The organism is Brachybacterium sp. GCM10030252, assembly GCF_042666535.1.
GTDB lineage: Bacteria > Actinomycetota > Actinomycetes > Actinomycetales > Dermabacteraceae > Brachybacterium.
The window spans coordinates 241,730-260,338 of record NZ_JBHTDM010000003.1 but is presented as its reverse complement, the minus strand read 5'-3'; the positions used below and the strand labels follow the sequence as shown (position 1 = coordinate 260,338).

The window sequence follows — 18,609 nt, the reverse complement described above, 5'->3', positions numbered from 1 at the left end:
GACAGCTCCTGGGATCGGCGGGGCTCGGCGCTGAGTCACCGGCGCTCTCGAGGCACCGGCACGGATCGTTCAGGACCCAGTCAAGCGCACCCGCGACGCGCTTGCAACGTGGGAATCAGTGGTGGCCCGGCGGCCGCGTCGAATCGCGCTCGATCAGGCGGTGCGGGATCACGGTCTCGGCCCCGTCCTCGTGCGCCGTGCCCGCCAGGGCTGCGTCCAACGCGGCCGCGATCAGGGCATCGAGATCCGGGGCCACCGTGGTCAGCGACGGCCGCGACCACGCGGCCTCGGGCACGTCGTCCCAGCCCACGACCGCCACCTCTGCCGGCACTGCCACGCCGCGATCGGCCAGGGCGCTCAGGGCGCCGAGGGCCAGCAGGTCGTTGCCGGCCACGACCGCATCGACGTCGATCGTCTCGGCCAGGACCTCCTGCACCGCGCGGTACCCGGCCTCGCGGGTCCATGAGCTGACAGCGCGGACGAGCTCGGGGTCCCGGGGCAGCCCGGCACTGTCCCTGGCGGCCCGGAACCCCGCGAGCCGGTCCGCGCCGGTGGAGCGCTCGGCGCCTTCGGCGCCGAGGAACAGCAGTCGCCGGTGTCGGCCGCGGGCGAGGTGCCGCACCACCTCGGCCGCGGAGGCGGCGTTGTCGATCGCCACGTGCACCACGTTCGGGGCGGCCGGCAAGGACTCCCCCAGCAGCACCACAGGAGGCCCGGACTCACGCCCGGCCAGGTCCGCCGGATCCAGGGCGGAGGGCGAGATGATGACGGCGTCGACGGGGCGGGCGGTGCGGCCGTGCACGTGGGCGCGCTCGGTCTCGGCGCTGTGCAGGGAGACCTCGACGCTGACGGTGTAGCCGCGCTCGCGGGCGGCGGCCTGGGCCCGCTCCGCCAGGCGGGCGAAGTAGGGGTTCTGCAGCTCGGGGACGACCAGCGCGATCGACCGGGTGGGGCCTCCGCGCAGCTCCCGGCCCACGTGGTTGGGCACGTAGCCGAGCTCGTCGATCGCCTCCAGGACCTTCGCGCGGGTCTCGGTCCGGACCACGGGGCGGTCGTTGACGACGTTGGAGACCGTCTTCCACGACACCCCGGCGCGCTGGGCGACGTCCTTGATGCTCACCCTGCGCGCCATTCGCGGACTCCTCCGTCTCCCCGTCGTGAACTGTTCTGGCGACAATACCGGCGTGTTCGCAGCCGATGCCGGAACAGGTGTATGTCACATCCGGTGCGGTGATCGTCCTCCCTGGACAGCGGCGGGTCTAGTGTTGTCGGAGCGTGCCGTCATCCCGCCGCGGCACAGGTCCCACCTCGTATGGTGGTGACAGCGCAGGCTTCGAGTCGCTGCCATGGCAGCGCCTGGCGCAACGCACCGGGCGGGATCTGCACCTTCAGAACGGATTCCCGTGACCTCCCCTGACTTCGCACGCCTCGGCGTGCCCTCCGTCCTGGTCGACGCGCTCGCGCCCCAGGGCATCACCCAGCCCACCCCCATCCAGGCCGCGACGCTGCCGGACTCCCTGTCCGGGCGCGACATCCTCGGCCGTGGCCGCACGGGCTCGGGCAAGACCTACGCCTTCGGCCTGCCCCTGGTCGCACGCCTGATCGCCGAGCCCCGCCGCCGCGCCGCGCGCCGGCCCCGCTCGCTCATCCTCGCCCCCACGCGTGAGCTCGCCTCCCAGATCTCCGAGTCGCTGCGGCCGCTGGAAGCGGCCGCCGGGCTGCGCAGCGCCGTCGTGTTCGGCGGCGTCGGCCAGAATCCCCAGGTCAAGGCGCTCGCCGCCGGCGTCGACGTGGTCGTCGCCTGCCCGGGCCGGCTGCTGGACCTGATGGGACAGGGCCACGTGGACCTCAGTGCCGTCGAGATCACCGTGATCGACGAGGCCGATCACATGGCCGACATGGGCTTCCTGCCCATGGTGCGCCGCATCCTGGATGCGACGCCGAAGCAGGGCCAGCGCATGCTGTTCTCCGCCACCCTCGACGCCGGTGTGAACAAGCTGGTCAAGCAGTTCCTGTCCTCCCCCGTGACGCACTCGGCGGACCCTGCCACGAGCCCCGTCGGCACCATGGAGCACCACGTGCTCGAGGTCGACGCCGCCACCCGGTTCGACGTGCTGCGCGACCTCGCCGCGGCGCCGGGCCGCACGATCATGTTCACGCGCACCAAGTACGGGGCGAAGAACCTCGCCCGCAAGCTCGCCGCGCGCGGAGTGGACGCCGTCGACCTGCACGGCAACCTCTCGCAGAACGCCCGCACCCGGAACCTCGAGGCCTTCGGCTCCGGGACGAACACCACGCTGGTGTGCACCGACATCGCCGCCCGCGGCATCCACGTCGACGAGGTGGCCGTCGTGGTCCACGCCGACCCGCCCGTCGAGCACAAGGCCTACCTGCACCGTTCCGGCCGCACCGCCCGCGCCGGCGAGAGCGGTACCGTGATCACCGTGCAGGCCCCGGACCAGAAGCGCGATGTCCACGACCTCATGCGCAAGGCGGGCATCAAGCCCACCTTCCACGCGAGCGTGGTCCCCACCAGCCCCGTGCTGACCGTGCTCGCCCCCGGCGAGCGCACGGAGATGCACGAGCCCCGTGACCCCGCCCCGGCCGCTGAATCCCAGCGCTCCGGTGGCGGACGTGGCGGTCAGGGCCGTGGCCAGGGCGGTCGCGGCGGGGGACGCGGCGGCCAGGGCGGCCGCGGTCAGGGCGGCGGACGTGGTCGTTCCGGCGGCCAGGGCCGCAGCGGCGGCGAGGGCGGCGGACGCCGCGGCGGCCAGGCGGCTCCCGCGGGCTCCGGCGCACGACGCCAGGGCGGCTCGAGCGGCTCCGGCCTCGCGGCCTACTCCTCCGGTCGGAACCGATGACCGAGGCGAGCGCCGGACGGCGCAGGGCCGAGGCCCCCACCAGGCACAGCATCGACGAGATCCTCGCCGCCGCCCGCCAGGGCCACGAGCAGGTCGAGCCGGTCGAGCTGCCGACGCTCCTGGATCAGGGCGTCCACGTGATCGACATCCGCTCCGCGGTCACGCGCGAACCCGAGGGGCACATCCCCGGTGCCACGGTGATCGAGCGACTCGTCCTCGAGTGGCGACTCGATCCCCAGAGCGCCGACCGCATGGACGAGGGGCCCGGCTACGACGACCAGATCGTCGTGGTCTGCAACGAGGGCTACTACTCCTCGCTCGCCGCCCGCGACCTGCGTGATCTCGGATTCCACCGCGCCACGGACCTGGCCGGCGGCTTCCGCGCCTACCGGGCGGCGGGACTGCCCGTCGAGGATGAGCCCGCGCGCTACGTGGACTGAGGATCGACCACCCAGGAGGGGCGGTGCCGAGACGGCGCCGCCCCTCCTGCATGTCCGGAACTATCACCGGGATCACAGCCGACACTTCGTTCCTTGCGCAACCATGCAATCCACGGCAGACTCGCCGACGTGCACACCCCGATGACGTCCGGTCCGGCCGCCGAGGCGGCCAGCCACCGCCAGCACGCGGAACCCACCGAACCGCAACTCGCCGCGGCCGCCGACACCTTCGCGATGCTCGCCAGCCCCGCCCGTCTCCACCTCGTCCAGCTCATGAGCTCGGGCCACCTGGACGTCGGCACCCTGGCTGCGCGGGTCGGGCTGAGCCTGCCCACCACCAGTCAGCATCTGAGCAAGCTGCGCCTGGCCGGCATCGTCTCCGCCCGCCGCGAGGGCCGCCACAGCTACTACACCGTCGACGATCCGCACGTGCTCTCCCTGGTCGAGCAGATCTTCGAGCACATCGCGCCCGACGGGACGCTCGCCCCCGACCCCCCGCCGAAGGACTCCCCCGCATGACGCCCCCACCCCCGCAGAGCCCTGCTGCGGCCGAGCCCACGAAGGTCGACCTGCGCCGGTACGCGTGGCTCTCGATCATCGCCGCGATCCTCACGATCGCGCTGAAGACGGGGGCGTGGGCGCTGACGGACTCCGTCGGCCTGCTCTCCGACGCCGCCGAATCCACGGTGAACCTGGTCGCGGCCGTGGTGGCCCTGATCGCGCTGACGGTCGCGGCCCGCCCCGCCACCGAGCGCTATCTCTACGGCCGGGCGAAGGCCGAGTATTTCTCCGCCGCGGTCGAGGGCGTGATGATCTTCGTGGCGGCTGCGGTCATCCTGGTCACCGCCGTCGAGCGCTTCGTGAACCCGCGCCCGCTGGAGAACCTCGGCATCGGCCTGATCATCGTGGTGCTCGCCTCCCTGATCAACGGCGGCGTCGCCCTGGTCCTGCTGCGCGCCGGGAAGGCGCACCGCTCGATCACCCTGCGGGCCGACGGCAAGCACCTCATGACCGACGTGGTCACCAGCGCCGGCGTGCTGATCGGGGTCGGTCTGGTGGCGCTGACCGGCTGGGAGCGTCTGGATCCGATCATCGCCTTCGCCGTGGGCGTGAACATCATCGTCACCGGCATCGGCCTGATCAACGAATCGGTCTCCGGGCTGCTGGACAAGGCCCTGCCCGAGGAGGACCACGACGTCATCACCGACGTCCTGCGTCGCCGCACCGACGGGAACGTCACCTTCCACGGGCTCCAGACCCGCGAGGCCGGCCAGCAGAAGTACATGAACGTCCACGTGCTGGTGCCCGACGAGTGGACCGTCAAAGTGGGGCACGACTACATCGAGGGCCTCGAGGACGAGCTGCGCGAGAGCTTGCCCGACCTCACCGTGCTCACCCACCTCGAGCCGATCTCCGATCCGGCCTCCTACGAGGACATCCCCACGGCCCACGTCCAGATCCACGACGACGAGCACGATCCGACCCGCCCGCCGCAGCATGGCAGCGACGGCACCGGCCACGGGACTGCATAGGCGTCCATCCGTCCGGCACCAGGCGCAGCAGATGCCGCCGCAGGGTCCCCACCCCCGCTGCGAGCCGGCATCTCCACCCCATCAACTGAGCCGGCGAAGCGACGACCAGGTAGAACACTCGCGCCTTGCCATGTAGCCTCCCGACACTGCCGGGCTTCCCGCCCGGCATCGGCATGTCCCGGGTCGTGCCATCGGCGTGGGGCATGCCGCCGATGCGAGCACGATCGAGGAAAGGAAACCATGTCCACGGCGACCATGACCGACGATCACTACCGCACCCGACTCACGGAGGTGATGGAGCCCTACGCCCGTGAGCACCCCACCGTCTGGGGAACCCCGGACGACGGCCCCTTCGACGCCGAGGAGCTGACGGCGCACGAGCAGCGGGGTTTCACCATCCTGCAGGACTTCATCGCCCCCGATGAGGTGATGACCTATCGGCAGGAGCTGAACCGGCTGACCGGCGATGAGTCGCTGCGCGAGGACGAGCGGGTGATCACCGAGCGCGCCTCCGGCGAGGTCCGCTCGATCTTCGCGGTCCAGCAGCTCAGCGACCTGATCGACCAGCTCGCCCGCGACCCGCGGGTGCTGGATCGCGCGCGTCAGCTGCTGGGTTCCGAGGTGTACCTGCACCAGACCCGGATCAACTACATGCCCGGGTTCAAGGGCAGCGGGTTCTACTGGCACTCGGATTTCGAGACCTGGCACGCCGAGGACGGCATGCCGCTGCCCCGCGCCGTCAGCTGCTCGATCGCGCTGACGCCGAACTTCCCCTACAACGGCGGGCTGATGGTGATGCCCGGCTCCCACCGCACCTTCGTGCCGAGCCTGGGTGAGACCCCGGAGGACAACCACAAGTCCTCGCTGAAGGAGCAGACGGTCGGCGTGCCCTCCCAGGAGGTCATCACCGACATGGCCCACCGGCACGGGATCGACCAGTTCACCGGTCCCGCCGGCTCCGCACTGTGGTTCGACTCGAACATCATGCACGGCTCCGGCAACAACATCACTCCGTTCCCGCGCTCGAACATCTTCATGGTGTTCAACAGCGTCGAGAACGAGCTCCAGGAACCGTTCGCGGCCTCCGCGCCGCGCCCGGACCACATCGCCCACCGGGACGTTCAGCCGCTGCGCTGACCATACCGGCGAAGGGCAGGAGCGGGGCACCCGGTGATGACCGGGTGCCCCGCTCCTGCCGTCCACGGGATGCGCCCGCCCTGCTCAGGCGATGGAGACCGTGCTCGCGGTGCGCACGAGGTAGGGCCCGGCTTCCCGGGCACCGACCTGGATCCGGGCGCGGGATGAGCACCGTTCGCGCCTCCGCGCACGGTGTCCCACCATGGGGAGCACACACCACCGTGGCAGGAAGAGCCCACCATGGGCGACGACCTTCCAGCCCTGACGAGGAGCTTCGAATGACCGGTCCCCCGGCATCCGGCACCGATCTCGACGATCTCGCCGCACTCCTGCGCACCGACCTGGGCGCGGACGCCGTGTTCGAGGACCCCGAGACCAGGTACGGCGGTGACTATGCGGTCCCCGGCGTGCCGGGCCTCGGCTTCATCCTGGCCCTCCCCCACGACGTCGAGGGCGTGCAGGCGACCTTGCGGCTGGCCCACGCCACCGGCACCGCCGTCGTGCCCCGCGGAGCGGGCTCGGGACTCTCCGGCGGAGCGAGCGCGGGTGAGGGCTGCATCGTCCTGGGCCTGGAACGACTGACCGCGATCCGCGAGATCGATCCGATCGACGAGGTCGCCGTGGTCGAGCCGGGCGTGGTCACCGCGGACCTCTCGGCAGCGCTGGCGCCCCACGGCTTCTTCTACGCTCCCGATCCCGCCAGTGCCACGCTCTCCAGCATCGGCGGCAACATCGCCACCAATGCCGGCGGTCTGCACTGCGCCAAGTACGGCGTGACCCGGGAATCCGTGCTGGCACTGGACGTGGTGCTGGCCGACGGCACCTTCCTGCGCACCGGCCACCGCTCGATCAAGGGCGTGACGGGGTTGGACCTCACGCAGCTGCTGGTCGGCTCGGAAGGGACCTTGGCCGTGGTGGTCGCCGCGACCCTGCGCATCCATCCGGTGCCGGTCGCACGCCGGACCGTGCTCGCACGGTTCCCCTCCACCACGGCGGCCGCCGCCGCGGTCGGGGCGATCTCGCGGAGCCCGGTGCGACCGGCCGCGACCGAGCTGATGGACGCCGGGACGCTGCAGGACATCGACGAGCGCACCGGCGCCGGGATCAGCCAGGGCGCCACGGCCGTGCTGCTGATCGAGCTCGACGGCTACGGGATCGAGGACCAGACCCGGGATCTGGTGGCCGCCCTCACCGCCGCCGGAGCCGAGGTGTCCCCCATCGACGACGAGGCCGAGGCCGAGCAGCTGTGGCAGCTGCGCCGCACTGCCCGTGGTTCCGGCGCCGGCCGGTTCCGCCTCGGGGAGGACGTGGCGGTGCCCAAGTCCCGCCTCGCCGAGGCCTACGCCGAGCTCGAGGCGATCGGTCGCGCCCATGGGATCCGCGCCTCTGCCGTCGCCCACGCGGGCGACGGGAACCTGCATCCGGCGCTGTCGCTGCCGCGCGGGGAGCATGACGCGGCCGCGGAGCTGCCGGCCCCGATCCTCGCTGCGGCGGACGACATGGTGCGGGCCGCCCTCGCCCTGGGCGGGACGATCAGCGGCGAGCACGGCATCGGCACCGCCAAACAGGGCTGGCTCGACCTCGAGCTCTCCGACGTCTCCCGTGATCTCCAGCGCCGCCTCAAGGACGTCTTCGATCCCACCGGGATCCTCAATCCCGGCAAGGGGCTGTGACGAATCGACCGCGTTTCGACCACTCTGAAGAATTCGAGGGTTCACGATGAGGAAGCAGGCGATCTATTTCGGTGTCCTGGCGGCCGTGGGAGCGATCGCGATCCTGTGGCTGTTGCTGTGGCGTCCCACCGTGACGTACAGCCACCTGTATGACCGACAACCCTGCTTCGCCGTCCTAGAGCCGGTGGAGGATGCCTATCTCCTCCCCAGGGAGCCCCACAACGCCAGCGATCCGACGGAGTGGAGCGGGGGCGACCAGGAACGGCTGCATCGCGCCTGCGAACGGGTCCGGACCCGGAACACTGCGATCTCGGCGCTGTTGATCACGCCGACGCTGCTGCTCGGTCAGGCAGCGTGGAGAGGCCGATCGAGCCGAGAGCCGGAGTCCTCGTCGGATTCGGAGTGAATTATTCTCCGTCAATCCAGCAACAGCTCGGCGAGGCGCACGTCGGAGTCAGCGAGCGCTGCGCGGTCATAGGTCGAGGCGCTCGAGAGGATCTCCTGAGCCCCGGTGCGTTCGATGATCTGCTGGAGGCGGCGGCTCACGGTCTCCGCCGTGCCGGTGATGGTCGCGTCCAGGCCCTTCTCCACGCGCTGGCGCTCCTTGCTGCTCCAGGTGGTCCGACGGATCTGCGCGACCGGCTCGAGCGCCTCGAACATCCCCGTGGTGCGCGAGCGGGCCATGGCCCACACCTCGGGCAGGGCCAGCTCGCGGGCCTCAGCGTCGGTGTCGGCGATCAGGGCGTCGGCCGAGGCGATCACCATCGGCGAGCTGCCGTGATGGGACCGGAACGCGCGGCGGTAGGCGGCCAGGCGCTCGGGCAGCTCCGGTGCATCCAGGATGGGCCCGCCGATCACGACGGGCAGGCCGAGCTGCGCGGCGACTTCCAGGCCCGCGCCGGTCGCCAGGACGAACAGGGGGATCTCCGCAGTGGGGCGAGGATGCGCGGTGACGTCGGCCTCCCCGGCGAGGTGGGCGCGCACCTCCGCGATCTCCGCGGCGAAGCTCTCCGTGTCGGACTCCAGGCGCCCCAGCGCGCGGCGCACCGGTTCGGTGAAGCCGAGCGAACGACCCAGGCCCAGGTCGACACGACCGGGATAGAGACCCTCGAGCATCTGGAACTGCTCGGCGACCACGAGCGGGCGGTGGTTGGGCAGCATGACACCGCCGGAGCCGAGACGGATCGTGGAGGTCTGAGCGCCGACAGCGCCCAGCAGCACTGCCGGGGAGCCGCTCGCGATGCCCGGCACCGCATGGTGCTCGGCGACCCAGAAGCGGTGGTAGCCGGCCGCCTCGACCTGCTGCGCCCGCTCCACCGTGTGGACGAGAGCGGTGCCCTCCTCCTCGTCGCTGCGCGTGCGGGAGCGGTCGAGCAGGGAGAGCCTCATGCCGTGATCAACGCGGGCCACGCCGCTGAGCTTCCCGATCCGGAGGTCTGAAAAATCTCAACTATCAGCGGGGTCCGGCCCGATGCACGTCGATACGCTCGAGGTATGACTGCGCCTCACGTTCCGCTCTCGATCCTCGACCTCGTCTCCATCTCGGAAGGCATGACGGTGCGGGAGGCGATCTCTGCGTCCATGGAGGGCGCCCGGACCGCCGACCGGCTCGGCTACGAGCGCTACTGGTTCGCCGAGCACCACAACACCGAGTCCCTCGCCTCCTCGGCGACATCGCTGCTGATCGATCGCGCCGCCTCGATGACACAGCGGATCCGAGTGGGCTCCGGCGGGATCATGCTGCCCAACCACTCCCCGCTGGCGGTGATCGAGCAGTTCGGCACCCTCGCCCAGTTCCACGGCGACCGCATCGATCTCGGGCTCGGGCGGGCACCCGGCACCGACCAGCTCACCGCGCAGCTGCTGGCCCGCACGTCGGCCGAACCGCAGGCCTTCATCGCGGCGGTCGAGCAGATGCGCGACTGGTCACGGGAGGAGCCCTCGGCCGGGGGCCTGCCGATCAGTGCGTCGGTCGCCCAGGGCACCGAGGTGCCCATGTGGATCCTGGGCTCGACAGCCAACGGGGCGCGCCTGGCCGGACAGCTGGGCATGCCCTTCTCGGTGGCCTCGCACTTCGCGCCGTTCCAGTACCTGCAGGCGCTGGAGACCTACCGCTCGGAGTTCGATCCGTCCGCGAAGTCCGCTCAGATCGAGCGCCCGCACACCATGGTCGGGGTCAACCTGGTCGTCGCCGAGACCGACGAGGAGGCGCAGCGGCACTTCTCCACGCTGCAGCAGATGTTCCTCGGCGTGGTCACCGGCCAGCGGCAGAAGATCCAGCCGCCGCGGCCGATCGAGGAGGTCGCCGCCGATCATCTCCTCCAGCAGGTCGACCAGACACTCTCGATCCGGGCCGTCGGCTCCCCCGCCACCGTCGTGCGCCAGCTGGAGGAGATCGTGGCGACGACCGGGGCCGACGAGCTGATCCTCACCGCCTACTATTACGACCCCGCCGACCGGCTCAAGGGACTTGAGCTGCTGGCCGAGGCCTGGGGGCTCGGCACGGAGGCCAACGGCTGACGGCTGACGGCTGACGGCTGACGCCTGACGCCTGACGCCTGACGCCTGACGCCTGACGGCAATGGTCGCGCCCCGCAGGACGTGCAGGCGCCGACGGGACACCCGATCCGGAGCGATCGACGACCCCGCGGCGGAGGCGGGGAGAGCGGTGCTCAGGCCTGGTCGGGACGGACCACGGCGGTGACGGCGGCGTGGTCGCTCGCGGCCACGCCCTGGATGTCGTGGACGTGGGCGGCGTAGGCCTCGACCGTCAGCCCGCGGGTCATGATCCAGTCGATGCGCGCGGCCCCGGCCTCGGGTCGCCGGTAGTCCGGGAACGTGCCGATGTCCTCGCCCTCGAGAGCGCCCGTCTCGTCGTGGGCGTCCTCGAAGCCGGCATCGCGCAGCACGCGCCAGGGGGTGCTCTCCCCGGCGGCGGCGTTGAAATCGCCCATCAGCACGGCGGGGATCCCGTCGGCCACCTCGCGCAGCCGCTGGGCGATCACCCCGGCGCCCTTCTCGCGGGCCACGTGCCCGGCGTGGTCGAGGTGCGTCACCGCCAGCACCAGGTCACCACCGCCGGCGCGGTCGCGCACGCGCGCCCACACGGCGATCCGCGGGCAGTGCGCATCCCAACCCACCGAGCCGATCAGCTCCGGCTCCTCGGAGACCCAGAACTGGTCCCAGTCCAGCAGCTCGAACCGCTCACGACGGACGAACAGCAGGTTGTGCTCGCCGCGGCCACCGCCCTCACGGCCGTACCCCAGCCGCAGGTGGCTCGCCGCGAGGGCCTCGTCGAGAACCGGGATCTGCGAGGCCAGCACCTCCTGGGTGCCGACCACGTCGGCGTCGGCCGAGCGCAGCAGATCGACCAGCACCGGGGCGCGGTCGTCCCAGTGATCCGCCTGGCCGGCCACGGTGCCGGGGCGGTGCAGGCGGATGTTCTGGGTCAGGACGCTCAGGGCGGGCGGCTGCGCGGACGGGAGGATCATGCTCCCCATCATGTCTCACGCCTCACGCTCGTGACGAGGGGCCGTCCGTGGGACGCCCCGCACGCCGAAGCGGCGAACCCGCATAATTCGCCTATGAACGCTCTGGTGCTGCAATCGGATTTCGGACTCGACGACGGCGCGGTCAGCGCCATGTACGGCGTCGCCGTGGGCGTCGATCCCACGCTGCGAATCCACGACGTCACCCACAACATCCCGCCGTACGACATCTGGGAGGGCTCCTACCGTCTCGCCCAGGTGCTCACCTACTGGCCGGCGGGCACGGTGTTCGTCTCGGTGGTGGACCCGGGTGTCGGTTCGGACCGGCTGTCCGTGGTCGCGCGGACCGCGACGGGCCACTACGTGGTCACGCCCGACAACGGCACGCTCACCCACCTCGACCAGCTCTTCGGGATCACCGAGCTGAGGGAGATCGACGAGACCAGGAACCGGCGGCCGGGCTCCGAGGAGTCCTACACCTTCCACGGCCGCGACATCTATGCGTTCACGGGGGCACGGCTGGCCTCCGGCACCACCACCTACGAGGAGGTGGGCCCGAGTCTGGATCTCTCGACCCTGGTCCGTCTGCCGGTGATCGAGCCGGAGCTCACCGAGGGGGCCGTCGTCGGCACCATCGACACCCTGGACGTGCGCTACGGCTCGCTGTGGACCTCGATCCCGCGGCCGCTGTTCCGCGAGCTCGGTGTCGAGCCCGGCGATCGGGTCACCGTCCGCGTCCACCATCACGACACCGTCGTCCACGCCGCCCAGGTCACCTACGCCCGATCCTTCGCGGCGGTCGAGGTGGGAGAGTCGCTGCTGTACGTGAACTCCCTGGACCGGATGGCGATCGCCATCAATCGCGGCCACTACGCGCGCGCCTTCGCGCTCGGCACCGGCGCCTCCTGGCGCGTGACCCTGGTGCCGGTGCGCTGACATAGCGATGCTCCTCCGACGTGCCTCCCCGGCACCCCGACTCGCCTCATCCTCCTGCCCGCCGCTCCCGAAGGAACCCTCATGAACCGTACGTACTCGCCGGTGACCCAGGTGGTCGCGATCGGCATCGGTGCCGCCCTGTTCTTCGTGCTCGGTCGCTTCGTCGCGATCCCCTCGTTCGTCCCGAACACCTCCATCAGCATCCAGTACGCGATCCTCGCCGTCTTCGCCGTGCTCTACGGGCCGCTGGTGGGGGCGCTCGCCGGATTCCTCGGTCACCTCCTGATCGATGCCACCGGGTTCGGGATCTGGATCAGCTGGGAGCTGGCCTCGGGCGTGTTCGGCCTGGTGGTCGGCCTGCTCGTGCTGCGCCATGCGATCGGGGACGGCGAATTCGGCAGGAGCACCGCGATCCGCGTGAACCTCGCGATCATCCTCGCCAACGCCCTCTCCTGGCTCCTCATCGCACCGCTGGGCGACGTGCTGATCTACGCCGAGCCGGCCGGCAAGGTGTGGGCGCAGGGCACCCTGGCCTTCGTCTCGAACTCACTGACCGCCTGCATCATCGGCACGATCATCCTCTCGATCTACGCCCGCACCCGCACCAGGACCGGGTCGCTGAGCCACGACCAGTGACGGCGCCGTCCCCATCCAGCGCCGGCGATGTGCTCATCGAGCTGCGCGGGTACTCCTTCCAGTACCGCGCGCAGTCCGAGCCGACGCTGCACGACATCGACCTGCGGATCCGGCGCGGGGAGAAGATCGCCGTGGTCGGTGCCTCCGGTTCGGGGAAATCCACGCTGATCAGCGCGATCAATGGCCTGATCCCGCACCGCCACCGCGGCGAGGCCGGTGGGAGCATCCGGGTGCTCGGCAAGGATCCGGCCGCGGTGCCGCTGGTGGAGACCGCGGCCGGGGTCGGCACAGTGCTCCAGGACAGCAACAGCCAGTTCGTCGGCCTCACCGTCGGCGAGGACATCGCCTTCAGCCTCGAGAACCAGCAGGTGCCCCACGCCGAGATGCCTGCCCGCGTGGCCCGCGCCGCGGCCCTGGCCGGCATCGGTGATCGCCTGGAGGATGCCCCGCAGAACCTCTCCGGCGGCCAGAAGCAGAGGGTCGCGATCGCGGGCGTGCTGGTCGACGACGTCGAGGTGCTGCTGTTCGACGAGCCCCTGGCGAACCTGGACCCCGCCACCGGCCGCTCCGCGGTGGAGCTGATCGATACGCTCCACCGCGATCACGGCCGCACGATCGTCCTCGTCGAGCATCGTCTCGAGGATGTCCTGCACCGGGAGGTCGACCGGATCGTGCTGATGGCCGGCGGTCGGATCGTGCTCGATGCCTCGCCCGACGAGGTCGTCGCCTCCGGGCTGCTCGAGGAGCACGGCATCCGGCCGCCGCTGCACGTGGCCGCGCTGCGCTACGCCGGGACGCCGGTCACGGCTCAGCAGCGACCCGCTCGAGTGGAGACGATCGCGCTCAGCGAGGAGCAGATCGGCGCGGTGCGCAACTGGGTCGGCCGCAGCGGCGGCGACAGCGCGATGGGATCGGGTCCCGGCCCGTCGGGCACGATCCCCACTGGGAGCCGAGGGACGAGCACGGATTCGGATCTCCCCCGCTCCGGTACGACGGCCCTGGCCCTCGAGGATGTGCGCTGCGAGATACCCCTTGGCCCCGAGAGCACCACCGCCGTGCTCGAGGGCGTGACCGCCCGGGTGCGCCGCGGGGAGATGCTGGGCGTGCTGGGCTCGAACGGAGCCGGCAAGTCCACCCTGGCACGCGTAATCTGCGGATTCGAGCGCGCCAACGGCGGCACCGTGCGCATCGGGGTGCTCGACGCCACGGGCTGGACCCTCGCCCAGCGCGGGGAGCACGTCGGCTTCGTGCTGCAGGAACCGGGCCAGATGATCTCCAAGCCGCTGGTGGCCGAGGAGATCGCGCTGGGCATGCGCGCCCGCGGCATGGCGGAGGACGAGATCACCCGCCGCACCGCCGCCGTGCTCGAGGTGTGCGGGCTGCGCCCGTTCCGCTCCTGGCCCGTCTCCGCCCTCAGCCATGGCCAGAAGAAGCGCGTCACCATCGCCTCCGTGCTGGCGCTCGAGCCCGAGGTGCTGATCCTCGACGAGCCCACCGCCGGGCAGGACTTCGCCCACTACACCGAGTTCATGGAGTTCCTGCGGCAGGTGAACACGACCGGCACCACCGTCGTGCTGATCACCCACGACATGCACCTGGCATTGGAGTACACCGACCGCGTGCTGGTGATGTCCGACGGCGTCCTGCTCGCCGATGACGATCCGGCCGCCGTGCTCACCGACCCCGAGCTGACCCGGCGGGCGGACCTCGTGACCACGGGCCTGCACGCGCTGGCGCAGCAGAGCGGTCTCGCCGACGCGCACGCCCTGGTGCGCCGTTTCGTCGAGGTCGATCGCGCCACCCGGAGTGCAGCATGATCCCGGGTCCCCTCACGGTCGGAGCCGCGAGTTGAGCGCCCCGCTGCTGGGCTACGTGGACCGCCCCGGTCCGCTGCACAGGCTCTCGGGGGTCTCCAAGCTCGTCCTCGTCCTCGGCGTCGTGATCGGTGCGATGCTGGGATTCGATGTGCGCTACCTGGCCGTCGTGGCTCTGGCCTCCGTCGTGCTCTGGGCCGTCTCCCGGGTCCGGCTGCGGGACTTCGCGGTGGTGCTGTGGCTGATCCTCGTCTTCATCACCCTGAACAACATCGGGATCTTCCTGTTCGCCCCCGGTTACGGCACGGATCTCTTCGGCACCCGCCATGTGCTGCTGGAGGGGCCCTGGCGCTGGGATCTGACCACCGAGCAGCTGTTCTACCAGCTCGCCGTCACCCTGAAGTACGTCGCGGTGCTGCCCGCAGTGCTGCTGTTCGTTGCCACCACGAGGCCACCGGAGTTCGCCTCCTCGCTCGCGCGCATCGGGGTGCCCGCGCGGATCGCCTACGCCGTCTCCCTCGCGCTGCGGTACATCCCCGACGTCCAGCGCGAGTTCCGCACCATCTCCCAGGCGCAGCAGGCGCGAGGCATCGACACCTCCCGCAATGCTCCCCTGAGGGCGCGGGTGCGCAATCTCAGCGCCGTGCTGATGCCCCTGCTGCTGGGCACCTTCGACCGGATCGAGTCGGTCTCTGCCGCCATGGAGCTGCGCGGGTTCGGGCGGGAGCGCGGGCGCACCTGGTCGGTGCGCACCCCGCTGCGCGGCCGCGACGTGGCGGTGATGCTCACCGCGCTGGCACTGGTGGTGGTCCCGGTCGTGCTGCTGGTGATCAACGGCGGGCGGTTCTGGAACCCGTTTGCCTGAGCCGAACCGGCGACGCCGCGGTACCGGGACCCTCGAGCCCCGCTACCGCGGCGGGCACCCTCACTCGCTGGACATCCCCAGCAGGTCGGGCAGGAACAGGGAGATCTGCGGGACGAACACGACCAGCAGCAGCCCGGCCACCAGCGGCACGTAGAACGGCAGCAGGCGGCGGATGACCGGCTCGACCTTGACCCGCCCGATCCGGGCGCCGACGAACAGGATCACGCCGACCGGCGGGCTGATCGTCCCCAGGCACAGGTTGAAGGTGATCATCATGCCGAAGTGGATCGGGTCGATCCCGAGCTCCTGGGCCACGGGCAGGAAGATCGGTGTGAAGATCAGGATCGCCGGGGTGGGATCCATGAACATCCCCACCAGCAGCAGCGCCAGCATCATCAGCAGCAGGATCACCGTCGGTGAGGTCGAGACGCCCAGCAGCGCCTCGGCGATGGACTGCGGGATCGTCGCGTAGGCGAGGACCCAGCTGAGCACCGAGGAGACCGCGATCAGGAACAGCACCACGGCGGTCGTCCGGGTGGCCGCGAGGAACACCTCCGGCAGCTTCCTCGCGGTGAGCTGACGGTAGATGAACCCGAGGATCAGCGAGTACACCACGGCGATCACCGCGGACTCGGTCGCGGTGAAGACACCGGCGAGAAGACCGCCGATGACGATCACGATCATGAACACGGCGGGGATGGCGCGCAGCAGGGTCAGCACGCCGAGCCGCAGGCCCACGCCGCCCGTCGCACCGCCGCCGTCGTGGCCCACCAGGGACCGCCGCCGCAGCGCCACCAGCAGCACCGTGGCCACGCACGCCAGGACCCACACCAGGCCCGGACCGTAGCCGGCGGCGAACAGCGTGGCCACCGACGTGGAGGAGACCAGCGAGTACACGATCAGCGTGTTCGAGGGCGGGATGAGCATCCCCGAGGGTGCGGAGGCCACGTTGACCGCGGCGGCGAAGGCCGGGTCGTACCCGTCCTTGCGCTGGCGTGGACCGAGGATCCCTCCCACTGCGGCCGCGGAGGCGACGCCGGCGCCGGAGACCGATCCGAACAGCGCATTGGCGACCGCGTTGGTCTGCGCCAAGGAGCCCGGCATGCGTCCCACCAGGACTTTGGCGGCGTCGATCAGGCGGGCGGCGACGCCGCCGGTGTTCATCAGCTGACCGGCGAGCACGAAGAACGGGATCGCGAGCAGGGTGAAGGAGTTCGCGCCGGTGAACATCCGCTGGGCGGAGACGAACACGGCCGGCTCGGGGCCGACGACGGCCAGCAGCGCGATGACGGAGGGCAGGCCGATCGCGATCGCGATCGGCGCGCCGACCGCGATCAGGATGACGACGCCGATGATGAGGATGATGCTGGCCAGGAGTGCCGGATCCATGGTCACCGCCCCTTCGTGTCGTCGTCGGTGTCGGCCGCTCGGGCGGCGCCCGTCGGGAGCGCCGCGTCCTCCGGCCCCGCAGGCGGCTCGTCGCCGGCCTCCGCGGTGGGCTCGAGCCGCTCCCCGCGGACCACACGGACGAGATCCTCGGTCGCCAGGGCCGCGATCATGAGGCCTGCGATGGGCAGCGCCAGGTACATCTGGCCGACGGAGAAGGGGAAGCCGGGGATGGTCTGCTCCCAGGAGATCGCCGTGCCGCGCAGCCCGCCCCAGACCATCGCCAGCAGGCTGAACAGCAGGGTGGCCAGCTGGACCAGGATGCGGAAGAGGTGCTGGAGGCGCTGCGGTGCTCGTTCGGCGATGATGTCGACCGCGACGTGGCCGCGTTCGCCGAAGACCAGCGTCATGGCGAACAGGCCCAGCCAGACGAACATGTACTGCGCGGTGGTCGTCGTCCAGGCGCTGGGGCTCTGGAGGACCTGGCGGGTGAAGACCTGCCAGACCACCACGAGCACGAGGACCGCGAACAGCGCGATGCACAGGACCTTGAGGGCGGCGAGGAGTCCGGATCGTGCTCGTGCCATCACGGCGCCTCCTCGGATGCGGCGCGGATCGCCTCGTACATCGCGATGTCCGCCTCGTCCTGGAGGATCGCGTAGCCGGTCTCCTCGATGATCGGCGCGAATGCTGCGGGATCTGGCTCGTGGATCTCCACCCCGCGCTCGAGCATCTGCTCGGTGGCCTTCTCCGTCTCCTGCCGCCAGATCTCCACGAACGCGTTCTGGGTCTCGGTGAACGTCTCTCGCAGCGCGCGCGAGTCCTCGGGACCCATCTCCTCGAGCAGGTCGGTATTGGCCAGGAAGAAGTCGAAGCCGATGAGGTGATTGGTCAGCGTGTAGTGCGTGGCGACCTCGTAGTGGCGCTGGGTGACGTAGCTGATCTCGTTGTTCTCGGCGCCGTCGAGCACACCGGCCTGCAGGCCGGTGTAGACCTCGCTGTAGGCCATCGGGGTGGGGACCCCGCCCATGGCGTTGATCAGGTCGAGGAAGATCTTCGACTCCTGCACCCGGATCTTCAGCCCCGAGAGGTCGTCGGGGGACTCGATCGGGCCCGGGGCGGTGTAGAGGTGGCGGCTGCCCTGGGTGAAGCCCCCGAGCACCGTCAGCCGCATGTCGGGTTCGAGGGAGGTGAACAGCTCCCCCACGATCGAGTCGTCGAGCATCACCCGGTTCTGGTGGTCCATGTCGTCGAAGACGCCGGGGACGTTCATCGGCAGGAACCGGGGCGAGGAGTTCTCGATCTGGGTTCCGGAGATGGCCGCCATGTCGATCGCGCCGTCCGAGACGAGCTGGACGGTCTCCTGCTGATCGCCGAGCGAGTTGTTCGCATAGACGCGCACGCCCCACCGGTTGTCCGTCGCGGCGGCCAGACGCTCCCCGAAGTCGAGCAGGGCCCCGTAGCTGGGATGGTCCTCGGCCTGGCCGAGCGAGACGGACAGGATCCGGTCGACGTCGGTGACTGCTCCGGCGCGGGAGACGCAGCCTCCCAGGAGCGCTGTTCCGGCACCGGCCACGGGCAGCGCCGTCAGGAATCCACGACGCCCGAAGCCTTTCCCGGGTGGCCGCTCTCCCGCGGTGGCGCGGGGGACGTCTCGTCGACGAGACATCGTTGTTCGCACTGCATTCCTCCTCGAATGGACATGCCGCGGCGCTCGGGGCGCGATGTGCGCACCCCCGAGGGCCGTGAAGCCGGATCAGCGTGCCAGGCGCGCAGAATCCGGCATCAACCCTTGCCACGCGTTGCCGGGGCCGGGGCCGGCAGGGACGCGGACATGCCCG

At 70.8% G+C, this 18,609-nt stretch carries 18 protein-coding genes; 12 read left to right on the top strand and 6 right to left on the bottom strand.

Annotated features, from left to right (window positions below):
• Window positions 1-115 precede the first annotated feature (115 nt).
• Entirely contained in the window at window positions 116-1,132 is a 1,017-nt protein-coding gene (locus ACFQRJ_RS01195) for a LacI family DNA-binding transcriptional regulator (protein WP_377016169.1), read from the bottom strand.
• 271 nt (window positions 1,133-1,403) lie between these two features.
• On the opposite strand from ACFQRJ_RS01195, the gene ACFQRJ_RS01190 reads away from it, so the two are divergent.
• From ACFQRJ_RS01190 to ACFQRJ_RS01160, 7 genes are all read left to right on the top strand, one after another.
• Window positions 1,404-2,861, top strand: a complete 1,458-nt coding sequence (locus tag ACFQRJ_RS01190; RefSeq protein WP_377016167.1) for a DEAD/DEAH box helicase — start codon at window positions 1,404-1,406, stop codon at window positions 2,859-2,861.
• Window positions 2,858-3,301, top strand: a complete 444-nt coding sequence (locus ACFQRJ_RS01185) for a rhodanese-like domain-containing protein (protein ID WP_377016165.1) — start codon at window positions 2,858-2,860, stop codon at window positions 3,299-3,301. The genes ACFQRJ_RS01190 and ACFQRJ_RS01185 overlap by 4 nt, the downstream gene beginning before the upstream one ends.
• A gap of 141 nt (window positions 3,302-3,442) precedes the next feature.
• Window positions 3,443-3,820 carry an ArsR/SmtB family transcription factor gene (locus ACFQRJ_RS01180; RefSeq protein ID WP_377016379.1) on the top strand — a complete coding sequence of 126 codons (378 nt, stop codon included), beginning with the start codon at window positions 3,443-3,445 and terminating at the stop codon, window positions 3,818-3,820.
• Window positions 3,817-4,833 (top strand): cation diffusion facilitator family transporter, encoded by a 1,017-nt coding sequence (locus tag ACFQRJ_RS01175; protein WP_377016163.1) that lies wholly within the window; start codon window positions 3,817-3,819, stop codon window positions 4,831-4,833. The genes ACFQRJ_RS01180 and ACFQRJ_RS01175 overlap by 4 nt, the downstream gene beginning before the upstream one ends.
• A 240-nt stretch (window positions 4,834-5,073) precedes the next feature.
• Window positions 5,074-5,970 carry an ectoine hydroxylase gene (gene thpD / locus ACFQRJ_RS01170; protein ID WP_377016161.1) on the top strand — a complete coding sequence of 299 codons (897 nt, stop codon included), beginning with the start codon at window positions 5,074-5,076 and terminating at the stop codon, window positions 5,968-5,970.
• Between the two features lie 278 nt (window positions 5,971-6,248).
• Complete coding sequence (locus ACFQRJ_RS01165) at window positions 6,249-7,643, top strand: FAD-binding oxidoreductase (protein WP_377016159.1); 1,395 nt, start codon at window positions 6,249-6,251, stop codon at window positions 7,641-7,643.
• 46 nt (window positions 7,644-7,689) lie between these two features.
• Window positions 7,690-8,049: a hypothetical protein gene (locus ACFQRJ_RS01160; RefSeq protein ID WP_377016157.1), complete on the top strand. Its 360-nt coding sequence runs from the start codon at window positions 7,690-7,692 to the stop codon at window positions 8,047-8,049.
• A gap of 11 nt (window positions 8,050-8,060) precedes the next feature.
• Here ACFQRJ_RS01160 and ACFQRJ_RS01155 read toward each other — a convergent pair whose 3' ends face one another.
• The gene (locus ACFQRJ_RS01155; protein ID WP_377016155.1) at window positions 8,061-9,032 is read right to left on the bottom strand and encodes an MsnO8 family LLM class oxidoreductase; all 972 of its coding nucleotides are present in this window, start codon (window positions 9,030-9,032) and stop codon (window positions 8,061-8,063) included.
• A 105-nt stretch (window positions 9,033-9,137) separates the two neighbouring features.
• Here ACFQRJ_RS01155 and ACFQRJ_RS01150 point away from each other — a divergent pair, with 105 nt between their 5' ends.
• Window positions 9,138-10,163, top strand: coding sequence for an LLM class flavin-dependent oxidoreductase (locus ACFQRJ_RS01150; RefSeq protein WP_377016153.1), 1,026 nt, complete (start codon window positions 9,138-9,140; stop codon window positions 10,161-10,163).
• Between the two features lie 152 nt (window positions 10,164-10,315).
• Here the strand turns inward: ACFQRJ_RS01150 and ACFQRJ_RS01145 are convergent, their stop codons facing one another.
• The gene (locus tag ACFQRJ_RS01145) at window positions 10,316-11,134 is read right to left on the bottom strand and encodes an endonuclease/exonuclease/phosphatase family protein (RefSeq protein ID WP_377016151.1); all 819 of its coding nucleotides are present in this window, start codon (window positions 11,132-11,134) and stop codon (window positions 10,316-10,318) included.
• A 93-nt stretch (window positions 11,135-11,227) separates the two neighbouring features.
• On the opposite strand from ACFQRJ_RS01145, the gene ACFQRJ_RS01140 reads away from it, so the two are divergent.
• From ACFQRJ_RS01140 to ACFQRJ_RS01125, 4 genes are all read left to right on the top strand, one after another.
• Window positions 11,228-12,067 carry an S-adenosyl-l-methionine hydroxide adenosyltransferase family protein gene (locus ACFQRJ_RS01140; RefSeq protein ID WP_377016149.1) on the top strand — a complete coding sequence of 280 codons (840 nt, stop codon included), beginning with the start codon at window positions 11,228-11,230 and terminating at the stop codon, window positions 12,065-12,067.
• A gap of 81 nt (window positions 12,068-12,148) precedes the next feature.
• Window positions 12,149-12,703: an ECF-type riboflavin transporter substrate-binding protein gene (locus ACFQRJ_RS01135; protein ID WP_377016147.1), complete on the top strand. Its 555-nt coding sequence runs from the start codon at window positions 12,149-12,151 to the stop codon at window positions 12,701-12,703.
• Window positions 12,700-14,520 carry a DUF3744 domain-containing protein gene (locus ACFQRJ_RS01130; RefSeq protein ID WP_377016145.1) on the top strand — a complete coding sequence of 607 codons (1,821 nt, stop codon included), beginning with the start codon at window positions 12,700-12,702 and terminating at the stop codon, window positions 14,518-14,520. The genes ACFQRJ_RS01135 and ACFQRJ_RS01130 overlap by 4 nt, the downstream gene beginning before the upstream one ends.
• A gap of 31 nt (window positions 14,521-14,551) precedes the next feature.
• The gene (locus tag ACFQRJ_RS01125; RefSeq protein ID WP_377016143.1) at window positions 14,552-15,382 is read left to right on the top strand and encodes an energy-coupling factor transporter transmembrane component T family protein; all 831 of its coding nucleotides are present in this window, start codon (window positions 14,552-14,554) and stop codon (window positions 15,380-15,382) included.
• 60 nt (window positions 15,383-15,442) lie between these two features.
• Here the strand turns inward: ACFQRJ_RS01125 and ACFQRJ_RS01120 are convergent, their stop codons facing one another.
• Genes ACFQRJ_RS01120 through ACFQRJ_RS01110 form a run of 3 tightly spaced genes read right to left on the bottom strand, consistent with a single transcriptional unit; the run spans window position 15,443 to window position 18,437 of the window.
• Window positions 15,443-16,771, bottom strand: a complete 1,329-nt coding sequence (locus ACFQRJ_RS01120) for a TRAP transporter large permease (protein ID WP_377016141.1) — start codon at window positions 16,769-16,771, stop codon at window positions 15,443-15,445.
• A gap of 2 nt (window positions 16,772-16,773) precedes the next feature.
• Window positions 16,774-17,355, bottom strand: coding sequence for a TRAP transporter small permease (locus tag ACFQRJ_RS01115; RefSeq protein WP_377016139.1), 582 nt, complete (start codon window positions 17,353-17,355; stop codon window positions 16,774-16,776).
• Entirely contained in the window at window positions 17,355-18,437 is a 1,083-nt protein-coding gene (locus ACFQRJ_RS01110; RefSeq protein ID WP_377016137.1) for a TRAP transporter substrate-binding protein, read from the bottom strand. The genes ACFQRJ_RS01115 and ACFQRJ_RS01110 overlap by 1 nt, the downstream gene beginning before the upstream one ends.
• Window positions 18,438-18,609: the final 172 nt, after the last annotated feature.

Excerpts from the sequence above, each read along its gene's own strand:
- ACFQRJ_RS01195 (WP_377016169.1), bottom strand. The coding sequence starts at position 1,132 with ATGGCGCGCAGGGTGAGCATCAAGGACGTCGCCCAGCGCGCCGGGGTG.
- ACFQRJ_RS01185 (WP_377016165.1), top strand. The coding sequence starts at position 2,858 with ATGACCGAGGCGAGCGCCGGACGGCGCAGGGCCGAGGCCCCCACCAGG.
- ACFQRJ_RS01180 (WP_377016379.1), top strand. The coding sequence starts at position 3,443 with ATGACGTCCGGTCCGGCCGCCGAGGCGGCCAGCCACCGCCAGCACGCG.
- ACFQRJ_RS01175 (WP_377016163.1), top strand. The coding sequence starts at position 3,817 with ATGACGCCCCCACCCCCGCAGAGCCCTGCTGCGGCCGAGCCCACGAAG.
- thpD (WP_377016161.1), top strand. The coding sequence starts at position 5,074 with ATGTCCACGGCGACCATGACCGACGATCACTACCGCACCCGACTCACG.
- ACFQRJ_RS01165 (WP_377016159.1), top strand. The coding sequence starts at position 6,249 with ATGACCGGTCCCCCGGCATCCGGCACCGATCTCGACGATCTCGCCGCA.
- ACFQRJ_RS01160 (WP_377016157.1), top strand. The coding sequence starts at position 7,690 with ATGAGGAAGCAGGCGATCTATTTCGGTGTCCTGGCGGCCGTGGGAGCG.
- ACFQRJ_RS01155 (WP_377016155.1), bottom strand. The coding sequence starts at position 9,032 with ATGAGGCTCTCCCTGCTCGACCGCTCCCGCACGCGCAGCGACGAGGAG.
- ACFQRJ_RS01150 (WP_377016153.1), top strand. The coding sequence starts at position 9,138 with ATGACTGCGCCTCACGTTCCGCTCTCGATCCTCGACCTCGTCTCCATC.
- ACFQRJ_RS01145 (WP_377016151.1), bottom strand. The coding sequence starts at position 11,134 with ATGATCCTCCCGTCCGCGCAGCCGCCCGCCCTGAGCGTCCTGACCCAG.
- ACFQRJ_RS01140 (WP_377016149.1), top strand. The coding sequence starts at position 11,228 with ATGAACGCTCTGGTGCTGCAATCGGATTTCGGACTCGACGACGGCGCG.
- ACFQRJ_RS01135 (WP_377016147.1), top strand. The coding sequence starts at position 12,149 with ATGAACCGTACGTACTCGCCGGTGACCCAGGTGGTCGCGATCGGCATC.
- ACFQRJ_RS01120 (WP_377016141.1), bottom strand. The coding sequence starts at position 16,771 with ATGGATCCGGCACTCCTGGCCAGCATCATCCTCATCATCGGCGTCGTC.
- ACFQRJ_RS01115 (WP_377016139.1), bottom strand. The coding sequence starts at position 17,355 with ATGGCACGAGCACGATCCGGACTCCTCGCCGCCCTCAAGGTCCTGTGC.
- ACFQRJ_RS01110 (WP_377016137.1), bottom strand. The coding sequence starts at position 18,437 with ATGTCTCGTCGACGAGACGTCCCCCGCGCCACCGCGGGAGAGCGGCCA.